Source organism: Streptomyces sp. NPDC048718 (genome assembly GCF_043198875.1).
Classification (GTDB): domain Bacteria; phylum Actinomycetota; class Actinomycetes; order Streptomycetales; family Streptomycetaceae; genus Streptomyces.
The window spans coordinates 1-18,602 of sequence record NZ_JBICVG010000013.1; the positions used below are offsets into that span (position 1 = coordinate 1).

At 72.0% G+C, this 18,602-nt stretch carries 15 protein-coding genes and 1 pseudogene; 10 read left to right on the plus strand and 6 right to left on the minus strand.

All coding sequences use genetic code 11. From position 1 onward, the window contains the following. Positions 1–292 precede the first annotated feature (292 nt). Positions 293–859 carry a CGNR zinc finger domain-containing protein gene (locus ACGFRB_RS23690; protein ID WP_393245695.1) on the minus strand — a complete coding sequence of 189 codons (567 nt, stop codon included), beginning with the start codon at positions 857–859 and terminating at the stop codon, positions 293–295. Between the two features lie 350 nt (positions 860–1,209). Between ACGFRB_RS23690 and ACGFRB_RS23695 the strand changes: the two genes are divergently transcribed. After that, on the plus strand, positions 1,210–1,839 hold the full coding sequence (locus ACGFRB_RS23695; protein WP_363010480.1) for an HAD family phosphatase: 630 nt from the start codon (positions 1,210–1,212) through the stop codon (positions 1,837–1,839). Positions 1,840–2,052: 213 nt separating this feature from the next. Here ACGFRB_RS23695 and ACGFRB_RS23700 read toward each other — a convergent pair whose 3' ends face one another. The 4 genes and pseudogenes from ACGFRB_RS23700 to ACGFRB_RS23715 all read right to left on the minus strand — a co-directional run. Continuing rightward, positions 2,053–2,406, minus strand: coding sequence for a lanthionine synthetase LanC family protein (locus tag ACGFRB_RS23700; protein WP_393245697.1), 354 nt, complete (start codon positions 2,404–2,406; stop codon positions 2,053–2,055). Positions 2,407–2,492: 86 nt separating this feature from the next. Further along, positions 2,493–2,987, minus strand: a complete 495-nt coding sequence (locus ACGFRB_RS23705; RefSeq protein ID WP_393245699.1) for a hypothetical protein — start codon at positions 2,985–2,987, stop codon at positions 2,493–2,495. A gap of 59 nt (positions 2,988–3,046) precedes the next feature. Beyond that, the gene (locus ACGFRB_RS23710) at positions 3,047–3,190 is read right to left on the minus strand and encodes a hypothetical protein (RefSeq protein WP_393245701.1); all 144 of its coding nucleotides are present in this window, start codon (positions 3,188–3,190) and stop codon (positions 3,047–3,049) included. 146 nt (positions 3,191–3,336) lie between these two features. Further along, positions 3,337–3,465, minus strand: a pseudogene (locus ACGFRB_RS23715) (IS5/IS1182 family transposase); the annotation flags it as partial. Between the two features lie 333 nt (positions 3,466–3,798). Between ACGFRB_RS23715 and ACGFRB_RS23720 the strand changes: the two are divergent. From ACGFRB_RS23720 to ACGFRB_RS23735, 4 genes are all read left to right on the plus strand, one after another. Then, positions 3,799–4,221, plus strand: coding sequence for a hypothetical protein (locus tag ACGFRB_RS23720; protein ID WP_393245703.1), 423 nt, complete (start codon positions 3,799–3,801; stop codon positions 4,219–4,221). A 167-nt stretch (positions 4,222–4,388) separates the two neighbouring features. After that, the gene (locus ACGFRB_RS23725; RefSeq protein WP_393245705.1) at positions 4,389–4,745 is read left to right on the plus strand and encodes a hypothetical protein; all 357 of its coding nucleotides are present in this window, start codon (positions 4,389–4,391) and stop codon (positions 4,743–4,745) included. A gap of 483 nt (positions 4,746–5,228) precedes the next feature. Beyond that, on the plus strand, positions 5,229–8,540 hold the full coding sequence (locus ACGFRB_RS23730) for a right-handed parallel beta-helix repeat-containing protein (protein WP_393245707.1): 3,312 nt from the start codon (positions 5,229–5,231) through the stop codon (positions 8,538–8,540). Beyond that, positions 8,537–9,823 carry a S8 family serine peptidase gene (locus tag ACGFRB_RS23735; protein ID WP_393245709.1) on the plus strand — a complete coding sequence of 429 codons (1,287 nt, stop codon included), beginning with the start codon at positions 8,537–8,539 and terminating at the stop codon, positions 9,821–9,823. The genes ACGFRB_RS23730 and ACGFRB_RS23735 overlap by 4 nt, the downstream gene beginning before the upstream one ends. 103 nt (positions 9,824–9,926) lie before the next feature. On the opposite strand, the gene eccCa is transcribed toward ACGFRB_RS23735, so the two are convergent. Further along, positions 9,927–13,892, minus strand: coding sequence for a type VII secretion protein EccCa (eccCa, locus tag ACGFRB_RS23740; RefSeq protein ID WP_393245988.1), 3,966 nt, complete (start codon positions 13,890–13,892; stop codon positions 9,927–9,929). Positions 13,893–14,195: 303 nt separating this feature from the next. Between eccCa and eccD the strand changes: the two genes are divergently transcribed. From eccD to ACGFRB_RS23765, 5 genes are all read left to right on the plus strand, one after another. After that, on the plus strand, positions 14,196–15,596 hold the full coding sequence (eccD, locus tag ACGFRB_RS23745) for a type VII secretion integral membrane protein EccD (protein ID WP_393245711.1): 1,401 nt from the start codon (positions 14,196–14,198) through the stop codon (positions 15,594–15,596). A 44-nt stretch (positions 15,597–15,640) separates the two neighbouring features. Next, positions 15,641–17,143, plus strand: coding sequence for a type VII secretion protein EccB (eccB, locus tag ACGFRB_RS23750; protein ID WP_393245713.1), 1,503 nt, complete (start codon positions 15,641–15,643; stop codon positions 17,141–17,143). A 100-nt stretch (positions 17,144–17,243) separates the two neighbouring features. Further along, positions 17,244–17,585, plus strand: coding sequence for a hypothetical protein (locus tag ACGFRB_RS23755; protein WP_361234590.1), 342 nt, complete (start codon positions 17,244–17,246; stop codon positions 17,583–17,585). Between the two features lie 65 nt (positions 17,586–17,650). Continuing rightward, complete coding sequence (locus ACGFRB_RS23760; protein WP_363010500.1) at positions 17,651–17,974, plus strand: WXG100 family type VII secretion target; 324 nt, start codon at positions 17,651–17,653, stop codon at positions 17,972–17,974. Positions 17,975–18,102: 128 nt separating this feature from the next. Further along, positions 18,103–18,558, plus strand: coding sequence for a type VII secretion system-associated protein (locus ACGFRB_RS23765; RefSeq protein ID WP_363010502.1), 456 nt, complete (start codon positions 18,103–18,105; stop codon positions 18,556–18,558). The last annotated feature ends 44 nt before the right edge of the window (positions 18,559–18,602 follow it).

Genomic DNA, 18,602 nt, shown 5'->3' on the forward strand with positions numbered 1-18,602 from the left:
CCGTTCACTCCCTCGTAATGGATGACGTTGCGCATGGTACCCACATCGGACTTTCGGTGCGGGAGGGTGCGGGCGGCACATGACACCCCCACACGACACGGCGGCTCTCGGAAACGACATGCCCCTGAGGTGTGTCCCCGAACCTGGTAGGCCGGAGGCCGGGGCCGCCGGATCCGGCCGGTGTGGCACGCCCACGTGCCGCCCATGCGCGCGCCCGGCGGACGGACGGATCCGCCGTTCCGCATGTCGTACGGCGCGGACGTGCGAGGCCTGGAGGTGCCGCCGTTCGCGATCAGCGGCCCGCCGGCACGGGGGCGTTGCGCTTACGGGCGCGGTAGGCGGCGGCCTTGAACCGGTTCCCGCAGGACTTCATGCCGCACCACTGCCGTCTCGCGCCCCGCGAGCGATCGACGTAGACATCGGTGCATTCCGGGTTTCCGCACTCCTTCAGGAGACGGGACTCGGGCCCGCCGAGCAATTCGACCGCTCTGCGGGCCACTGTCGACAGGGCCTCCTGCGGGGTGGCCGTCGTCCGCCGGCCGGGCGGGGCGAGCTGGGGCCGGGCGGCGGGCCGGCGAGCGGCGTCGTTCACGACAGCGAGCGCCGACTCGTCGTACGTTCTGCCTTGTCGTCGGTCCGTCACCAGCCGGTAGACCGCCTCCCGTATGGACCGGGCCCGCGCGAGATCGGCGTCCGCGCCGGGGGTGACGGAGTCGACGAGTCCGGACTCCAGGTACCACGCGTCGAGGCGGTTTGGTGCCGTGAGCCCGTCGATCCTGGCGGAGCGACGGGCGCGGAGCGTCGCGATGAAGTCGAGTGCGGGGTCACCGCACGCGAAGACATGTCGGTGCATCGTCATGTAACCAGCTTGGCGGGTTATGTGAGTCCGTACAAGACAGCAGCCGCCGGGACTTCCCCGGCGGACCACCGAGGTGGCGCGAGCCCGGACGGAGAACCCCGGCCGTCCGGCGCCCCGTTGCCGTGCGCCGGTCCAGGCGCGGAGTAGGGCCCGACTTCCTGTCCGGGGTCATCTCGGGGTCGTCCGGCGATCGGGCGGGCGGTTGGTGGGGGAGCATCCGTCCACCGCCGTCGCCGGGATACGGGCGAGGGAACACACCCGGCGACCGCCCCGGGCGACGCCACATGTGTGATGCCGCTGTCCGGGCCCGGCCTGCCGGTCCCGAGCGGAAACGATCTAGCATGCGTGCCATGACCAACCGCACAGGACTCGTCCTCGACTTCGGTGGAGTGCTCACCACCCCCCTGCTCCCGGCCGCGCTCGCCTTCGAGCGCCGGGAAGGTCTGCCCGAGGGCACACTGCTCCATTCCCTCTATCTGGACGAGGAGATGATCAGGCGCACCGAGGACCTGGAGCGCGGTGTGCTCACCCAGGCCGGGTGGAACGAGGCCGCCGCCGAGCGCACCGGCCTCCCGCCCGACGACCTGCTGGGCCGTATCTTCGCCGACCTCCGTCCGGAGGCGGTGATGCTCGAAGCCGCCGACGCCGCCCGCCGGGCCGGAATCAAGGTCGGCATCCTGTCGAACTCGGTCGGCGCCGGCTCGTGGGACCTCTACGCGGGGCACGATCTGGAGAATCGTTTCGACGCCGTGGTGATATCCGGAGACCACGGACTGCGGAAGCCGGAACCCGAGATCTTCCGGCTCGTCCTCGACGGTCTCGGCCTGCCCGCCGACGCGTGCGTGTTCGTCGACGACACAGAGGCGTTCCTGCCGCCCGCCCGGGAGTTGGGGTTCGCCACGGTGCACGCCGAGGAGCCCCGGCGGACCGTGGCCGCGCTGGAGGAACTCCTCGGAGTACCGCTGACGGCGAAGGGCTGACCGGCGAAGGACCGCCCCTCGGCCCGCCGGTGCCACCCGGGCGGGCCGAGGCGGAGCAGGCGGCGCGGGTACCGGCAACGATCTTTGGTCCGGACTTCACCTCGTGGGCGGCTTCCTCAGGGCCGCCCGCTGATCCGCACGACACCGCTGGACAGGCCCCAAAGGGAGTTTCTCCTTGTTCCAGGGCGTCTGGAGACACGCCCCGGGCGCCGGTCAATACCTGAAGACCGGGAGGCACCCGGGGCCACCGTCCGACAGCCTGCGGAAGAACGCCAGGATGCCCGCGAGTCCCTTCGCCCAGGAAAGCGAGCGGTCGGCAGTGTCGGTGGGGGCGAACCAACGAGGGTGCGACAGCGGCCCGCCGCTCCGCAGCAGTACATGCGTGGCCAGGTCGAAGGCCGCGTCCCGATAGCGCTCGGACTGCTCCACAGCGGCCAGGTTCAACAGGTAGTCGCCGACACCGGCCGCGCCGCAGCATTGGCCGAGCGAGCTCAGCAGCGGTATGCGGGCGACGCAGGCGTCGGCCGCCTCACGGGCGAGGCCGACAAGGGACTCGTCGTCCAGCACCAACAGCCGTCGTGGGTCGAGGACCCGTTCTCCGATGCCGGCACGGGCACCGATCGCGACAGGGACGGCACCCTGCTCGACGGACGCTACCGTATCTTCGTCGCCGGGGCGCCGGACGCGTGCGAACCGCGCCGGGCGGTGAAAGACCCGTACCGGTAATAGACCGGGGACTTCGCCAGCACTCTTCGATCGCTGAGGATTCGCGGCCCTTGATGCCCCCGCAGTTCCTCGGCGAGCCGCAACCCGAACTCGCGAACCCGTCGCGGATCGGGATAGATGGTAAAAGCTTTCCCCACACTCGCCGGAGCCGTGTGACCGTCATTCAACGCGTGGAGCGCCCGCTGCGAGCACGCCAGCTTGAATGAACAGCCTTCGGCCGCCAAAAGCGGAAGCAGCCTTTCCACCAGCTCGGGAAAGTCGGCCGCGCGCGAGGACACGTGCAGCTTCCATCCGTGTTCCGGCAACACCACTCCGTCTGGCCGGACGGCCAGCCAGACGGAGCCCTGTGTCACCGAACAGTCGGCGCCCACATACTTCCTGACGACCCGATTCACCCAGTCCGAAGAACCTGACTTTTCCATTCCCGCCTCTCCGGATCCGAGTGGACCGCGGTCCGCCTATGCCGCGCCGACCTGGAGAATCAACAGGTCATCGAGTAGCCCAGGTTGGTCGTCAGCGGGCAGTCGGCCGAGTCGCTCTCCCAGCGGCTCTCGAACTCGACGGCCGGCTCCACCTCGGTGGAACCGGCAACGCGCGGGGTCATCTCCAGAAGAAGCGTGGACATGAAGAATCCTTTCTTCTTGACAGCGAGGCCACTGAAACACTCCACGACGGAGGTCAGATGGCCAACAAGAGAACCAGATGGGAGTCTTCTCGGCAAATGTGTTTTCGGTCTTCGATTCCGGGTTCGGCCGGACACTGTCCGGCGGATCACTGGCGGATCCGGAGTCGGACCGCTACTATGGTGACCGTGCCGTGGAAGACACAGGCCTGCTTGTCGTAGCGGGTTGCGACCGCGCGGGAGATCTTCAGCCGGTTGATGGTCCGCTCGACCTCGTTTGCACCGTCGGAGCTGCCCCGGCCCATGACCCGACCTGCGAGCAATCGAACGTCACATGTTCGCCGGACAGTCGTGTGAGCGCCCGAGTGTGATGTGTGGGCATGTCAGCCGACCCTCGGAGGGTCGGGCACACCTGTGCCGCATGGCCCGCGCACGGCCCTCCTGAACACGTCGCGGGACACCCCGTATGGTGTGCGGTGCGTGTACGGCACGTCGGTGACCCCATGTCCACGACTCATGTCCGTGACCCGGGTTCGCGCGGGTGAGCACGCCCGGCCGGGGGTTCCTTGGCCGGCCGCGACGACCATGACGGCGACAGTCCGAGGACGACCATGCAGCTGCATCTGAAACACCCTCTGGAGCCCGACAGCGCGCCTCGGTTCGCAGCCGTCATCGTCGAGGCCGCGGCGGACATCAGCGGGGTCGAGCTGGACTACGGTCCCGCCAGCCTCGACCTGGTGGAAGGCATCCTCGCCGGCTTCCGTACCGACGGTGTCACCTGTGAGGAGATGGCCGAGTCGCTGGTCGCGTTCGGCTGCTACGTCGGCGAAATCCTGGCCCGTCACGCCGGCGGCACCTGGCACCGTACGACGGACGCCCTCGCCGTCGTCCCGCTCGTCGTGCGGCTGCCCGGCGCACGGGAATGCCGTCCCGTCGACTGGGTCTTCGGCAGACTCGACACGAGCACCGGCGCGGGTGCCGGTCTCCGTGAACAGTACGCGGCCGCCGTCGCCGCGGACCCCGCCGGGGAATGAGACGTCCAGGACGACGCGTCCTGACATATGTCCATGAGCCGATGGCGGGATTTGCCCTCACCCCTATGTGGTTGAACATGTAAACATCTTTGGTCCGAGGTGTCGACCGGCCGAGGGCGGCACCACCCCCACCCCTCGCACCGGAGGGGGAAGGAGGATGGAGAAACATGTCCCACACCGGAGTGAAGTACCGCCGTACGGCCGCCGCCCTGACCGCGGCGGCGGCCCTGCTCGGACTCGGGGCCGGCACGGCGGACGCCGCGGGCTGGCCGCCGCTGCGCGACGGCGCGTATCTGTACACCGGACTCACCGGGACGGGGCATATGACGACCGTCGACACCGGCGACTTTGGTACGTGCCACACGCTGTCGCGTCCGGCGGCATCGGTCCAGGTCGTCTCCGGGACCGCCGCCCTGGAGCTCTATCGCGATGCCGACTGCACCGGTACCGCCTGGGCCACCGGCTCACTGGCCCAGCAGGACCTTCCGTGGACCATGACGAGTTACCGGGTGCGGCAGCCGTAACTCCGCCACCTGAAACCGGCGTTCCGAGCCGGGCCCCGCGCGTCCCCGGGACCGCGGGTCCCGGCTCGTGTCCCGAGGAGGCCCCCGCGACATCCGGGACACCCAGAACACCGGGCACCCAAGAAGCCCAGGACGCCAGAACACCAAAGGCGCCCAGAGCGCCCAAGACACCAGGGACACCTGAGGAAGACCGGAACTCCTCGCACCCGGCAACGTACGACGGACATGTGCACACAGGTGACACCCCGTCCGCCGTCCTCAACTACTCTGGTCCCCGGGGCGGCCTGACGGGGCACGGGACATCGCGCACATGTGCCGGTGGAGGTCGTGGAAACGACTGATTTCCGCCATATGTTTCCCCGCATGTCCGCCCCGACCGCCACCCGCCGCGGCGACCCGGCAACCGACACCCCGGTCGCCACCCGCGCAGGACACCCCGGACCACGGTCGCCGGGGGTGTCTTCGTCTGAGGAGGAACCACGCGTGTCTCGCCAGGTGCTCACCGTCGGCCCGGACAGTGCCGACGGCTTGTCGACGATCGGAGAGGCGCTGGCCAGAGCGCGCAGCGGCGCGGTGCTCAGCGTCCTTCCCGGCACCTACCCGGAGAATCTGACGATCACCACGCCCGTCACCATCGTCGCCGCCCAGGCGCGCGGCACCGTGGAGATCGCCCCGCGCCGGGGCACCGCCCTGACGCTCAAGGCGGACGCCGTCATGCTCACCGACCTGGTGCTGCGCGGCCGTGACGAGGAACTTCCGGCCGTCGACGCCCCGCGCGGCCAAGTGGCCATGGACGGCTGTGAGATCACCGCCTCCTCGTGGACCGCCCTGCTGGCCCGGGGCACCGGTTCGCTGGCCCTGCGCGACTGCCGGGTGACCAACGGCGCGGGAGCCGGCGTGGTGGTCACCTCGGCCGCGGAGAGCTCCGTGGAGTCCTCCACCCTCGAACACCTCGGCACCACCGGCGTCGTGATCGGCGAACAGGGCCGGATCACCGTGCGCGGCTGCGTGATCCGCGACGCGCGCGGCAACGGCGTCCTGGCCAACGGCGAGGCCCACGGCTCCCTGGAGGAATGCGACATCTCCTCCACCGACAAACCCGCGGTGGCACTGGAGGGCCGCAGTACGGTCAGCGTGCTGCGTACGGTGGTGCACGACACGACCACCGGCCTGCACCTCGCGAGCGAGTCGCGCACCGTCGTCGAGGACGTACGGGTGACCGGTACCTCCGGCGTCGGCATCGCCGTGGGCCGGGGCAGCGATCCGCTGCTGCGCCGCTGCCGGGTGGCCCGGACGAAGGACCACGGAGTACTCGTCGCGGACCGCTCCCGGGGCACCTTCGAGGACTGCTGGGCGGACGCCTGCGAGGCGCCCGCGGTCCGGGTGGCCGGATCGTCCTCGCCGGTCTTCGTCGGCCTGACGGTACGGGACTGCGCCGGCACCGGGCTGCTGCTGGAGGAGGAGTCCGCCGCCGAACTGGACCGGCTGGAGGTCGTGGACGCCAAGGGCGCCGGCCTCACGATCCGCTCCGGCGCCCACCCGCTGGTCCGCAGGGCGCGGATCATCGCCCCGGCGGGGCACGGCGTCGAGGTGACCCGGGACGGCCGGGGCCGGCTGGAGGACTGTGTGATCCAGCGGCCCGGGGGCGCGGGTATCCGGGTGGACGACGACGGGAACGCCTACGTCGGCGGGGGAGCGGTGGAGGACCCCGGGGACACCGGGCTCCTCGTCGGCGGCGCCGGCACCCTGACCGTACGGGACTGCGCGATCACCCGGGCGGGACGGCACGGCGTCCTCGTCGAGGCGCACGGCGACCTCACCGCCACCCGGGTGACGGCCCGGGAGAGCACGGAGCACGGGGTGCTGATCGCCGAGGGCGGCCGGGCGTCCCTGACCACCTGCGAGGCGAGCGCCGGCGGCCGGGACGGCGTACGCGTCGAGTCCGAGGCACCCGTCTCCGTGGTGAACTGCGCGGTCCGGGACAACGCGGGCGGCGGCCTCGTCCACGCCAGAGCGGGCGACCGCGTGGTGGTGGAGGGCCTGAACAGCACCGGCAACGGCAAGCGGGACGCCTGGGGTACCAAAGACGCCGAGGGCACCGACCCGGCCGCCGCGCCCTCGACCAGGGACGACGAGGACGACTCCGCGTCGGCAGCGCTGGACGCCCTGATCGGCCTGGACAACGTCAAGGAGCAGGTCCGTACGCTGGTCAACCTGACCCGGCTCGCCCAGCGCCGGGCGAGCCTCGGCATGCCGGCCCCGCCGATGAGCCGCCATCTGGTCTTCGCCGGCCCGCCCGGCACCGGCAAGACCACCGTGGCGAGGCTCTACGGCACCATCCTCGCCGGGCTCGGCACGCTGCGCTCGGGGCACCTGGTCGAGGTGTCCCGAGCGGACCTGGTCGCCCAGATCGTCGGCGGTACCGCGATCAAGACCACCGAGGCGTTCCAACGTGCCCTCGGCGGTGTCCTGTTCATCGACGAGGCGTACACCCTGCTGTCGGACGGGCAGGGCTCCGGCGCCGACTTCGGCCGCGAGGCCGTCGACACACTGCTGAAACTGATGGAGGACCACCGCGACGACGTGGTGGTCGTCGCCGCCGGATACTCCGCCCAGATGGTCGACTTCCTGGCCTCCAACCCAGGTCTCGCCTCACGGTTCTCCCGGACCGTCGAGTTCGAGAACTACTCGGTGCCCGAACTGGTGGCCATCGTCGAGACCATGTGCCAAGGCCACCAGTACCGGCTGGACGAGTCGACGCCGAGGGCCCTGGCCGTACGCTTCGAGCGCATGCCCAAGGACGCCGCCTTCGGCAACGGCCGCGAGGCCCGCCGGGTGTTCGAGGAGATGGTGGACCGCCAGGCCACCCGCCTGGCCACGCGCGCCGACATCTCCGAGAACGACCTCCAGCTCCTCCTCCCCGACGACGTCGGCGCGGACGCCGCCGCGGCCGTCCTCGGCGAGGACCCGGACGACGGCACCGACCCGCTGGCCCGGCTCGGGGAGCTGGTGGGGCTCGCCGCCGTCAAGCGGGACGTCACCGACCTCGTCAACCTGCTGTCCACCGCACGCCGGCGGGAGGCAGCGGGTCTGCCAGTGCCCCGGATCAGCCACCACCTCGTCTTCACCGGACCGCCCGGCACCGGCAAGACGACCGTGGCACGGCTGTACGGCGAACTCCTCGCCTCGCTCGGCGTGTTGCCCCGCGGCCAGCTGGTCGAGGTCTCCCGCGCCGATCTGGTGGGCCGGTACGTCGGCCACACCGCGCAGCTGACCCGCGAGGTGTTCCAACGGGCCGTCGGCGGCGTGCTGTTCATCGACGAGGCCTACACCCTGACCCCCGAGGGCGCCTCCGCCTCCGACTTCGGCCGCGAGGCCGTCGACACGCTGCTGAAGCTAATGGAGGACCATCGCGACGAAGTCGTCGTGATCGCCGCCGGATACACCGAGGAGATCGCCGGCTTCCTGGCTTCCAACCCCGGCCTGTCGTCGCGGTTCTCCCGGCGGATCGAGTTCGCCGACTACAGCTCCGACGAGCTGGTGACGATCGTCCGGGCCCACGCGGCGACCGCGGGTTACGAGTGCGGTCCGGGCACCGGGCAGATGCTGCGGGAACACTTCGACACCCTGCCGCGCGACCGCTCTTTCGGCAACGCGCGCCTGGCCCGCCAGGTCCTCGAAGGGATGATGACGCGGCAGGCCGGACGGATCAGCCGGATGGCCGCCCCCGGTCTCGACGACCTCAGACTCCTGCTGCCCCAGGACACGCCCCACCGGGAGGAACTGCCCGCATGAACCGTGCCCCGGACGGCCGGCCCGCCCGATCGGGCCCGCCCGCCCCGAAGAACGTGCCCGCCCGCCCCCGCGCCTCGCGGACCCCGGCGGTGGCGCTGAAGGCCGGGCTGACGGCTGGTCTGGCGTCCGGACTGACGGCGGCCCTGCTCGCGCTCGCGTCCCCGGCCCTCGCCGAGGGCGGACCCGCCGTCCGGCTGCCCGTCCTGCCGGCCGAGCCGGCCGCGGGCTCCGTCTGCACCGGGCGGTCCGCCACCACCGCGACCGACACCCCCTGGGAGCACCTGAGCCTGGAACTGCCCCGGGCCGCGCGGATCTCCGAGGGCGCCGGAGTCACGGTCGGTGTCGTCGACACGGGCGTGTCCACCGAGGCGCCCGCCCTGGCGGGCCGGGTCCAAGCCATCGGCCCGGCCGGGGACGACTGCGTGGGCCACGGCACCTTCGTGGCCGGTCTGATCGCCGCCGCACCGGCCGGGGGCACCGCCTTCCACGGCGTCGCCCCCCGCGCGCGCATCGTCGCCGCCCGGGGCACCACGGAGCGCGGAGCGCCGACGCCGGCATCGGTGGCGGCGGGCATCCGGGGCGCCGTGGACGCCGGCGCCCGCGTCGTCACGGTGGCGGCGGCCCTCACCGACCGGTCGAGCGCCCTCGACGCCGCCGTCGCCTACGCCGCGCGGCACGATGTCCTCCTTGTGGCCGCCGCGGTGCCCGATGCCCCGAGGACCACCACGGTGCGGACGCCCCCGCCACCCCCGCGGGACTACTGGCCCGCCGCGGCCCCCGGAGTACTGGGCGTCCTGGACGTGGACGTCCGGGGCGGTCGCCCGGACGGCGCGCGGCTCCCCGCCCACGCCGACCTGGCCGCGCCCGGTGACGCGGTGGTCGGGATCGGGCCGCGCGGCGCCGGGCACTTCGTGGGCTCCGGTGCCTCGCTGGCCGCCGGGTACGCGGCGGGCGCCGCGGCCCTCGTACGGTCGGCCCATCCGGACCTCTCGGCGGCCGAGACGGCCCGGCGGCTGACGTCCACCGCCTATCCCGACGACGTACCGAGGCTGGACGTGTACGCGGCGGTCGCCTCCGTGGCGGGGGACACCGGCGCGGCCGGGGGCGGGCTCGGCGCGCACGCCGGGGCCGTACGGCTGCCGGACCGGTCGCACGGGGAACGGGCGACCCGGACCGCCGTCCTGGTCTCGGCCGCCGGTGCCGGAGTCGTCCTGCTCGCCGGCTGGGCCGCCCTGGCGGTGCCGCGCGGCCGGGCCCGCGGCTGGCGGCCGGCCCGCCGCTGACGGCCCGGGACACGAGAGGGACGGGAGAGGGCCGGGAGTAACCGACAGGGGCCGGGTGGGAGCACGCTCCTGCCCGACCCCTGTCGCGTTGTCCGGCCGGCCGTCACCCGGGCACGCCGGCCTCGCCGGGTCCAGTGGGTCCTTCGGATCCGTCCTGGCCGGTCAGCGCCGTCTGCAGGAGCGTCGCCTTGTTCCGGGCGATGTACCAGGCCCGGCCCGGCGGCAGATTGCGGGGCTTGGTGTTGCCGAACACGTACCCCTCGCTCGGCGGGCAGGACAGCAGCAGGCCCGGCGTGTTGACCTCGCCGAGGCGGCGCAGCAGCTGGTCGCCGAAGCCTCGGCCGGCCCCGGTCGCGGACCGCGCGACCACCAGATGCAGCCCCACCTCGTGCCCGAGCGCCAGGAACTCGAACAACGGCGCGAACGGATGGTCGAAGGCGTTGCTGCCGCCCAGCATGTCGTAGTCGTCGACGAGTACGAACAGCCGAGGCCCCTTCCACCAGTCCGCCTGCCGCATCCGCGCCGGACTGATGTCCGCACCCGGAAGACGGGTCGTCAGCGCCCGCTGGGAGCCGCCCATCATCTCCTGCAGCGAGCCGAGGGACACCGCGTGTCCGAGGCGGTACTCCTCGGGGATCGCCTCCACCAGCTCCCTGCGGTAGTCGACCACGAGGACGCGCGCCTCCTTCGGCGTGAACCGCTCGGTGATCGCGGCCGTCACCAGTCGCAGCAGATTGGTCTTGCCGCTCTCGGTGTCGCCGATCGCCATCAGATGCGGGGTGCGGGCGAAGTCGTGCCAGACCGGGGACAGCGTCTCCTCGTCGATGCCCAGAGGCATCCGCAGCCCCTTTGTGCCCCCGGCCGCGGGCAGTTCCGCGGCGGGAAGCAGATGCGGCAGCATCCTGACCCGCGGCGCGGCGGCCCCGGTCCACGCGTCCGCGATCCGCTCCACCAGCGCGGCCACCCCGTCGGTGAGGTCTTCGGCGGCGGAGCTCCCGTCGACGCGCGGCAGGGCCGAAAGGAAGTGCAGCTTCCCGTCCACGGTGAGCCCGCGGCCCGGCACCCGGGGCACCAGCGCCGCCCGGCGTACGTCGATCACCGAGTCCATGTTGTCGCCGAGTTTCAGCTCCAGCCGGGTGGCGATCTGATCGCGCACCTGCGTCGACATCTCCATCCAGCGCGACGCCGTGACGACCAGGTGGACGCCGTAGTTCAGGCCCCGCGCCGCGAACTGGTTGAACGTGGGCACCAGGGCGTCGAAGTCCTGGCGCAGCGTCGCCCAGCCGTCCACCACCAGGAAGACGTCGCCGTGCGGCTGGTCGGCGAACTCGCCGGCCGCCCGGCGCCGCCGGTAGGTGGCCATCGAGTCGATGTGGTGGTCCAGGAAGAACTGCTCCCGCTGGTTGAGCACCGCTGACACCTCGGCGACCGTACGGCTGATGCGCTCGCCGTCCAGCCGTGAGGCCACCCCGCTCGTGTGCGGCAGTCCGGACAGCCCCGACAGCGTGCCGCCGCCGAAGTCCAGACAGTAGAACTGCACCTCGCGCGGGGTGTGGGTGAGCGCGAGCGCCGCGAGGAGGGTCCGCAGCAGCGTCGACTTGCCGCTCTGCGAACCACCCGCGATGCCGACGTGTCCCTCCGCGCCGGACAGGTCCACCACGAGCGGGGCACGGCGCTGCTCGAACGGCATGTCGACCAGACCCACCGGAACCCTCAGCCGGCCGTTCCCGGCCCACCCCGACGCGGTGAACCCCCGCTCCGCGTCCAGCCCGAGTCCTTCGAGCAGCGCGTCGAGCGGCGACGGCAGACCGAGCGGCGGCAGCCACACCTCGTGCGCGGCCGGCCCCGAGCCGCGCAGCCGGTCCAGCGCCACCGACAGCACGGTGTCGTCCGACTCCCGCTCCTTCTCGGCCGGCGGCGGCACGGCGGGCCCGGCCGGCGCCCGCGGCACCACGTACGCCGACGTCCAGGGGACCACCTGATGGGCCACCCGGGCCCGGGCGATCGCCCCGCCGCGCCGGCGGTAGCCGCCCGACACATAGGCCGCCCGGAACCGGGTCAGCGCCTCCACACCGCTCTTCAGATAGCCGCTGCCGGGCTGCGAGGGCAGCTGGTAGGCGTCCGGGACGCCCAGCACGCCCCGGCTCTCCATCGCCGAGAAGGTACGCAGTCCGATCCGATAGGACAGATGGCCCTCCAACTGGTGCATACGGCCCTCGTCCAGCCGCTGCGACGCCAGCAGCAGATGCACCCCCAGCGACCGGCCGAGGCGTCCGATCATGACGAACAGATCCATGAACTCCCGGTGCGCGGCGAGAAGTTCGCTGAACTCGTCGACCACGACGAACAGGCTCGGCAGCGGATCCAACGGCGCTCCGGCCGCCCGGGCCTTCTCGTACTCCAGCGCCGAGGTGTAGTTGCCCGCCGCCCGCAGCAGCTCCTGACGCCGGATCAGCTCGCCGTGCAGGGCGTCCTGCATCCGTGCGACGAGCGCGACCTCGTCCGAGAGATTGGTGATCACCGCCGAGGTGTGCGGGAGTTCGTCCAGACCGAGGAAGGTGGCCCCGCCCTTGAAGTCGACCAGGACGAAATTGAGCGTCTCGGACGAGTTGGTCAACGCGAGCCCCAGGACCAGGGTCCGCAGCAACTCGCTCTTGCCCGACCCGGTGGCCCCGATCAGCATGCCGTGCGGCCCCATGCCGCCCTGCGCGGACTCCTTGATGTCCAGCTCGACCGGCAGACCGTCGCCGCCCACCGCGATCGGCACCCGCAGCCGCCCCGCCCCGCCGAACCGCCTCCAGAGCGCGGCCGGTTCGTGCCGGTGCAGATCGGGGATGCCGAGCAGCGTGGTGAGTTCGGTGTCCGCGGCCAGCGGCTCGGCCGCGGTGGCGGCCAGCCGCATCCGATACGGCGCGATCATCCGCGACAGGGCCAGCGCCCCGGCCGGACCCAGGGCGTCGGGCCGGCCGAGCGGCGTGGTCCGCTCCTTGCGGGCCCGGTCGGTCCGTACCAGCCGGACGCGGTCGGTCCGTACGTCGAGCCGCAGCGTGGCCCGGCCCGGCCGCCAGCGCAGCGCGTCGGCCAGGTCCAGCACGACCGCGTTGCGGAAACCGGGACCGTCCATCCGGTGCCCCGAGGGCACGGTCACCCCATCCAGCACGATGACGGTGTACGGCTCCTCGCGGCCGGGCGGCACCTCCGGGTCGAAGGCCGGCCGCTCGCCGAACTCCGCCCCCAGCAGATCCTCCAGCTCCCCGAAGTCGGAGGTCACCATCCGGGCCGGCCCCGCTCCGTCCTCCTCCTGCGGATGCAGGCCGTGCGGCAGCCACTTCACCCACTCCCAGTCGGCCCGCCGCTCGTCACCCGCGCAGACCGCGATCCACAGATCCTCCGGCGCGTGGAAGACCGCGAGCTGTGCCACCATCGCCCGGACCAGGTCGCGCCGTGCCGCCTCATCGCCGCGCAGCAGCACACGTGCCCACGACCGCAGATACACCGCCACCGGCTGACCGGGCACCGTGCTGTAGGCACGTATGAACCGGCGCAGCGCATGTGCCGAGAGCGGATCCAGATCCTCCACGGGCTTGGTGGACAGCGGCGTCAGCTTCATCGACAGCTGTTGGTCGCCGACGGCGACGCGCACCTCGGCGAAGTCCTCGTCGGCGGGCCGCCGTTCCCACAGCCGGGTGGTGCGCACCAGGGAGCGCAGGGCGGCGGGCTCGGGATGCCGCCACGCGAGGGCCGACTGCTGCTGCGCCACCGCCCGCCGGACCTGTCCGCGGATCTGGCCGAGATACCTCAGATAGTCGCGCCGCTCACCGCGCAGCCGCTGCTTGCGTTCGGCGCCTCGGCGCATGAACTGACCGACCATCATGGCGGCGGAGGCCAGCACCATCAGCCCCAGCGACAGATAGACGAAGATCCCGTTCGACCCGCCCGGGCGCAGGAAGATCAGCATCATGGAGACGGACATCATCGCCATGGGCAGATACGTCCACACCGCCGAACTGTCGGGCACCGCCTCCGCAAGCACCGGTGGCTCCTGAAGGCTCAACTCCCCCTGGGGCATGTCCGGTCCACGGCGGCGCGCGGGGCGGCGGAAAAGCACGGAACTCAACGAATCGGCTCCTTCGAGCGGCGGCGGCCGGAAAGACAACCCGGACCGGCGGCGGGAGGTGAGCGCGGCGGACCCGGCGCGACAGCAGGGGTACTCTGCACACACACCTTAGACGGATGTCTTCCGTCACGGGCTCACACACTCGACCATGGGAACACACACCTATGTGCCGACCGGACACCCGGACGCACATAGCACCCCCGCACACCTTCCCGACCGACCCGATCACCTTCCGCGAAAGCGAATGTGCCGACCATGAGCGACACCTCGGTGGCCAGCCTGTGCCGCCTCACCGTCCGGGCCCCGGCCGGAACCATCGACCTGGCGGTCCCCGCGGACGTCCCGGTGGCGGACCTCCTGCCCACAGTCCTGCGCTACTGCGGCGACGACCTGGAGGAGGAAGGCCTCGACCACGGCGGCTGGGTCCTCCAGCGGCTCGGCGACCGCCCCCTCGACGAGGAAGCCACCCTGGAGACCCTCGGCCTCGGCGACGGCGACGTGCTCCATCTGCGCCCCCGCGCCGACGCGATGCCCGAAGTACGCCTGGACGACCTCGTCGACGGCATCGCCGACATCACCCGCGAACGGCTCCACGCCTGGACCGAGGAGACGAGCCGGCGGCTGCTGCGCGGCTTCGTCGCCGGCGTCCTCCTCCTCGGCCTGGGCCTGCTGGCCTGGCCCGGCGGCCCGGTCGCCCCCCGCGCCGCCACGGCCGGCGCCGCCGGGCTGCTCCTGCTCGCGGGCGCCGCCACCGCGTCCCGCGCGGTCGGCGACGCGCCCACGAGCGCCACCCTCGGCATCATGGCGATGCCCGCCCTCGCGCTGGCCGGATGGCTGCTGCCCGCGGGGGACACGGCGGGACCCGACGCCCACCACGTCCTCGGCGCCCGGCTGCTGGCCGCCGGCGCGGCGGGAGCGGGCGCCGCCGTCCTGGCCCTCGCCTGCGGCGCCGTCTACCCGCCCCTCTTCCTGTCCGGGGCGCTGGTCTGCGTGGTCGCCGCCGTCTGCGGCGCGACCACGAGCGTCCTCGACGTCCCCGTGGACCAGGCGGCCTGCGGCATCGCCGCCTGCCTGGTGGTGTTCGGCGGCTTCGTCCCCGCGCTCTCGTTCAAACTGGCCGGTCTGCGGATGCCTCCCCTGCCCGGCGACCCCGGCCAACTCCAGGAAGGCATCGAGCCGTACGAAGGGCGCGACGTCGCCACCCGCACCGAACTCGCCGCCGGCTGGATGACCGCGATGTACGCCTCTACGGGCGTCGTCGCCACGGGCTGCCTGCTGCTCCTCGCCCACCACCCCGACCTGCCGGAGGCGCTGGTCGCGGCCGTCCTGTCGCTGATCCTGCTCATGCACGGCCGCGGCATGGTCCACACCGGACAGCGGCTGGCCCTGGTGATCCCCGGCGCGCTGGGCGCCGCGACCCTGCTCGTGGGCGCCGGTGCGCGGCTGGACCCCGGCGACCGGCCCGCCCTGGCGGCGGGCCTGCTCGCCCTGGCCGCCGTCCTCGCCGTCGTCACCTGGACCGTCCCCGGCCGCCGGATGCTGCCCTACTGGGGCCGGGCCGCCGAACTCCTGCAGTCCGCGCTCGCCATCAGCCTGCTCCCGCTCGCGCTCTGGGCCGTCGGCGTGTTCGGGCTCCTGCGCGCCGTCTTTGGGTGACCGCGCCCGTGCCGACTCCGACGAAAGCCCCCAGGTGACCCACCATGCAGTCCAAACGCGACCAGGTCCAGGCACACGGTTTCCTGATGAGCCGGCTCGCCGCCGGCATGCTCCTCGCCGAACCCGACGCCCCCGACACCCCGCTGGCCCGCACCACCAGAGGAGTGAGCGTCGGCGTCCTCGTCGCCGTGCTCATCGCCGCCGGCGCCGTGGTCCTCGGCCTGATCTCGCCCGGCGGCAAGACCTCGTGGAAGACCACCGGCACTCTCGTCGTCAACAAGGAGACGGGCGCCCGCTACTTGTACATCGACGGGCGGCTCAGACCGGTCCGCAACTACGCCTCCGCCCGGCTGATCGCCGGCAAGGACCTCACCGCCTCGACCGTCGCCACCGCCTCGCTCCAGGGAACCCCGGTCGGTGCCCCCGTCGGCATCCCCGGCGCCCCCGAGTCGGTACCCCCGGCGAACTCCCTGGACCGAAGTGCCTGGCTGGTGTGCTCCACCGGGACCGCCACGGCCGCCACGGCCACCGGGACCACGGCCCCGCACACCACCCTGGTGGCCGGCGCGCCCGTATCCGGCCGCGGACTGGGCGCGGACCAGGGCATCGTGGCGAAGGGCCCCGACGGGACGGCCTACCTGGTCTGGCAGGGCAGCCGGCTCCGTCTGGACCCGGGAACCGGAGCCGCCGTGTCGCTCGGCTACGGATCCGTGACCCCGCGACAGGTGTCCGGCGCCTTCCTGAACGCCCTGGTGGCGGGCCCCGACCTGACGGCACCGGGCACCCCCGGACGCGGCGGCGCCGGACCCGCCCTCGACGGCACGCCGAGCACCGTCGGCCAGGTGTTCCAGACCCGGGTGCCCGGATCGGCCGCCCACCCCTACTACCTCCTGCGCGCCGAGGGCCTGGTGCCGCTGACCGACACCGAGGCGGCCCTCGTACTCGGTGACCCGCATACCCGGGACGGGGCGTACGGCGGAAAGCCGCCGCGCGCCCTGCCACTGGGCGCGGACGCGCTGAAACGGCATCTGGCCCCGGGTGCCGAGGGCCGCGCCCCCGACGCGAAGGGGCTGCCGGCCGCACCGCCGAGGGCGGCGGGGATCGCTCCGGACCGGTCCGTGTGCGCGGGCGTGGAACCCGGCGAGCACGGCACGAAGGTCACCACCCTGCTCACGGCCACCGGGGACCTGTCGCCCGTCACCCAGCCGCTCGCCGAGGCCGCGCCGGCCTGTCTGCGGGTGGACGCCGTGGTGGTACGTCCGGGACACGCGGCACTGGTGCGCGTCCTGGGCGCCGGTGGCACCGCCCTGGGCACCACCACCTACCTGGTGGACGACACCGGCACCAAGTACCGCGTACCGACGGCGAAAGCGCTCGGCGCCCTCGGGTACGCCGAGGAGCAGACCTCCGCCCTGCCCGCCCCGCTGCTCGCGATGCTGCCCGCCGGTCCGGACCTGGACCCGGACGCGGCCGCCGGCGCGGTGCGGCCCTCCACCACACCGGCGCACTGCGGCGCGCGGAGCGCGCCGGCGAAGGGAAAGGTGTGAGTATTCACATGTGTTGGGCGTTCCAGGGTGTGCGGGACGAGTAACGTATGTGTGGGACCGTGTCTCACACCTCGAAGCAGTGACGACCGAAAGGCATGGCATGGCAGGCGAAGTCCGTACCGCGGACATACCGGCGACCCGCAACGGCATCATGGCCCTGGAGTCCGCCTTCACCGGGATCCTGAGGTCCCGTCAGGACGTGGAGGCCATGCGGAACAACCTGAGTACGGGGTACCAGGGCAGCGACGGCCACAGTTACACCGGACTCATCGAGAAGTGGGAGGGTCACGCCGACACGATCCTCCGGAACCTCGACGAGATGATCGGCACCCTCAACCACACACTGAGCTCGATGCAGCAGAACCAGGGCTCGTCCAACGAGGCCATCAACCAGGCCTATCACCAGTCCGAAGCGATCTTCGACCAGCTGACGGGCGGCTGAGGTTCCGGCGGATCCTCTTCCTCCTCGGGCGCGACCGAACCACTTCGAGACGAATCGAGCACCCCATGGGCGACAACTTCAGCGACGGCTACATCCACGTCGACTACAACCACATGCAGAACGCCGCGGACGACATGGTCCACCAGACCAAGGCGATCGCGCAGACGATCACGAACCTCAACGCGGAACTCCAGGCACTGATGGACTCCTGGGGAGGTGACGACGCCAAGGTGTACATCGGGAAGCAGGACGCCTGGAACACGGCGGTCGACAACATGAAGCTTCTCCTGAAGCAGAACGCCGACGTCCTCACCGACGTCTCCGGCAACTACAAGTACACCGAGAACTCGCTCAGTCAGATGTGGTCGGACGTGAAGATCGGCCGCTGACTCCTCGTCCGGCGTCCGGCGTCCGGTCCGAGGCCGGCGACCGGGCGGATCCGCGCCCGGACGCCGGATGCCGGGCACCGGTGCCGGGCGCCCGGTCGACCGACCGCCCCTACCTTCGGAAGGTTCCCATGGGAGGACTGTCCCACTTCGACGGGAAGTCGCTGCAGACGTTCATCGACACCGAGCTGCACGACTTCGTGACCGCGACGCAGAACATCCGGCAGGACGACACCGCCGGCGCCGGAAGGGCCCTGAAGAGCCTCGTCGAGAACCAGACCACTCCACAGACTCTTCAGCAGAACCAGTTCCTGGCGATCGGCCCGATGACCGCCGACGACCTCACCCACGGGAAGTCCCTCGTCGAAGGGGTGACCAAGTCGGCCACCTCCATCGACAAGATCCTGGCGGATCAGGAAAGGCTGTTCAGGGATATCGAAAGAGACTTCCGGCAGACCCTCAAGGTCATCGGGAACACCCAGAGCGACAGCCTCACCGAGATCGACGGCCAGAAGGCACTCGACATCTTCGAGGACGTCGACGGCGATCTGAGCGGCGCCGACGGGAGCAAGAACCTGAACACCTGACCTCATCCGCCGGGCGGCGGCCGACATCCTCGTACCTCACCACA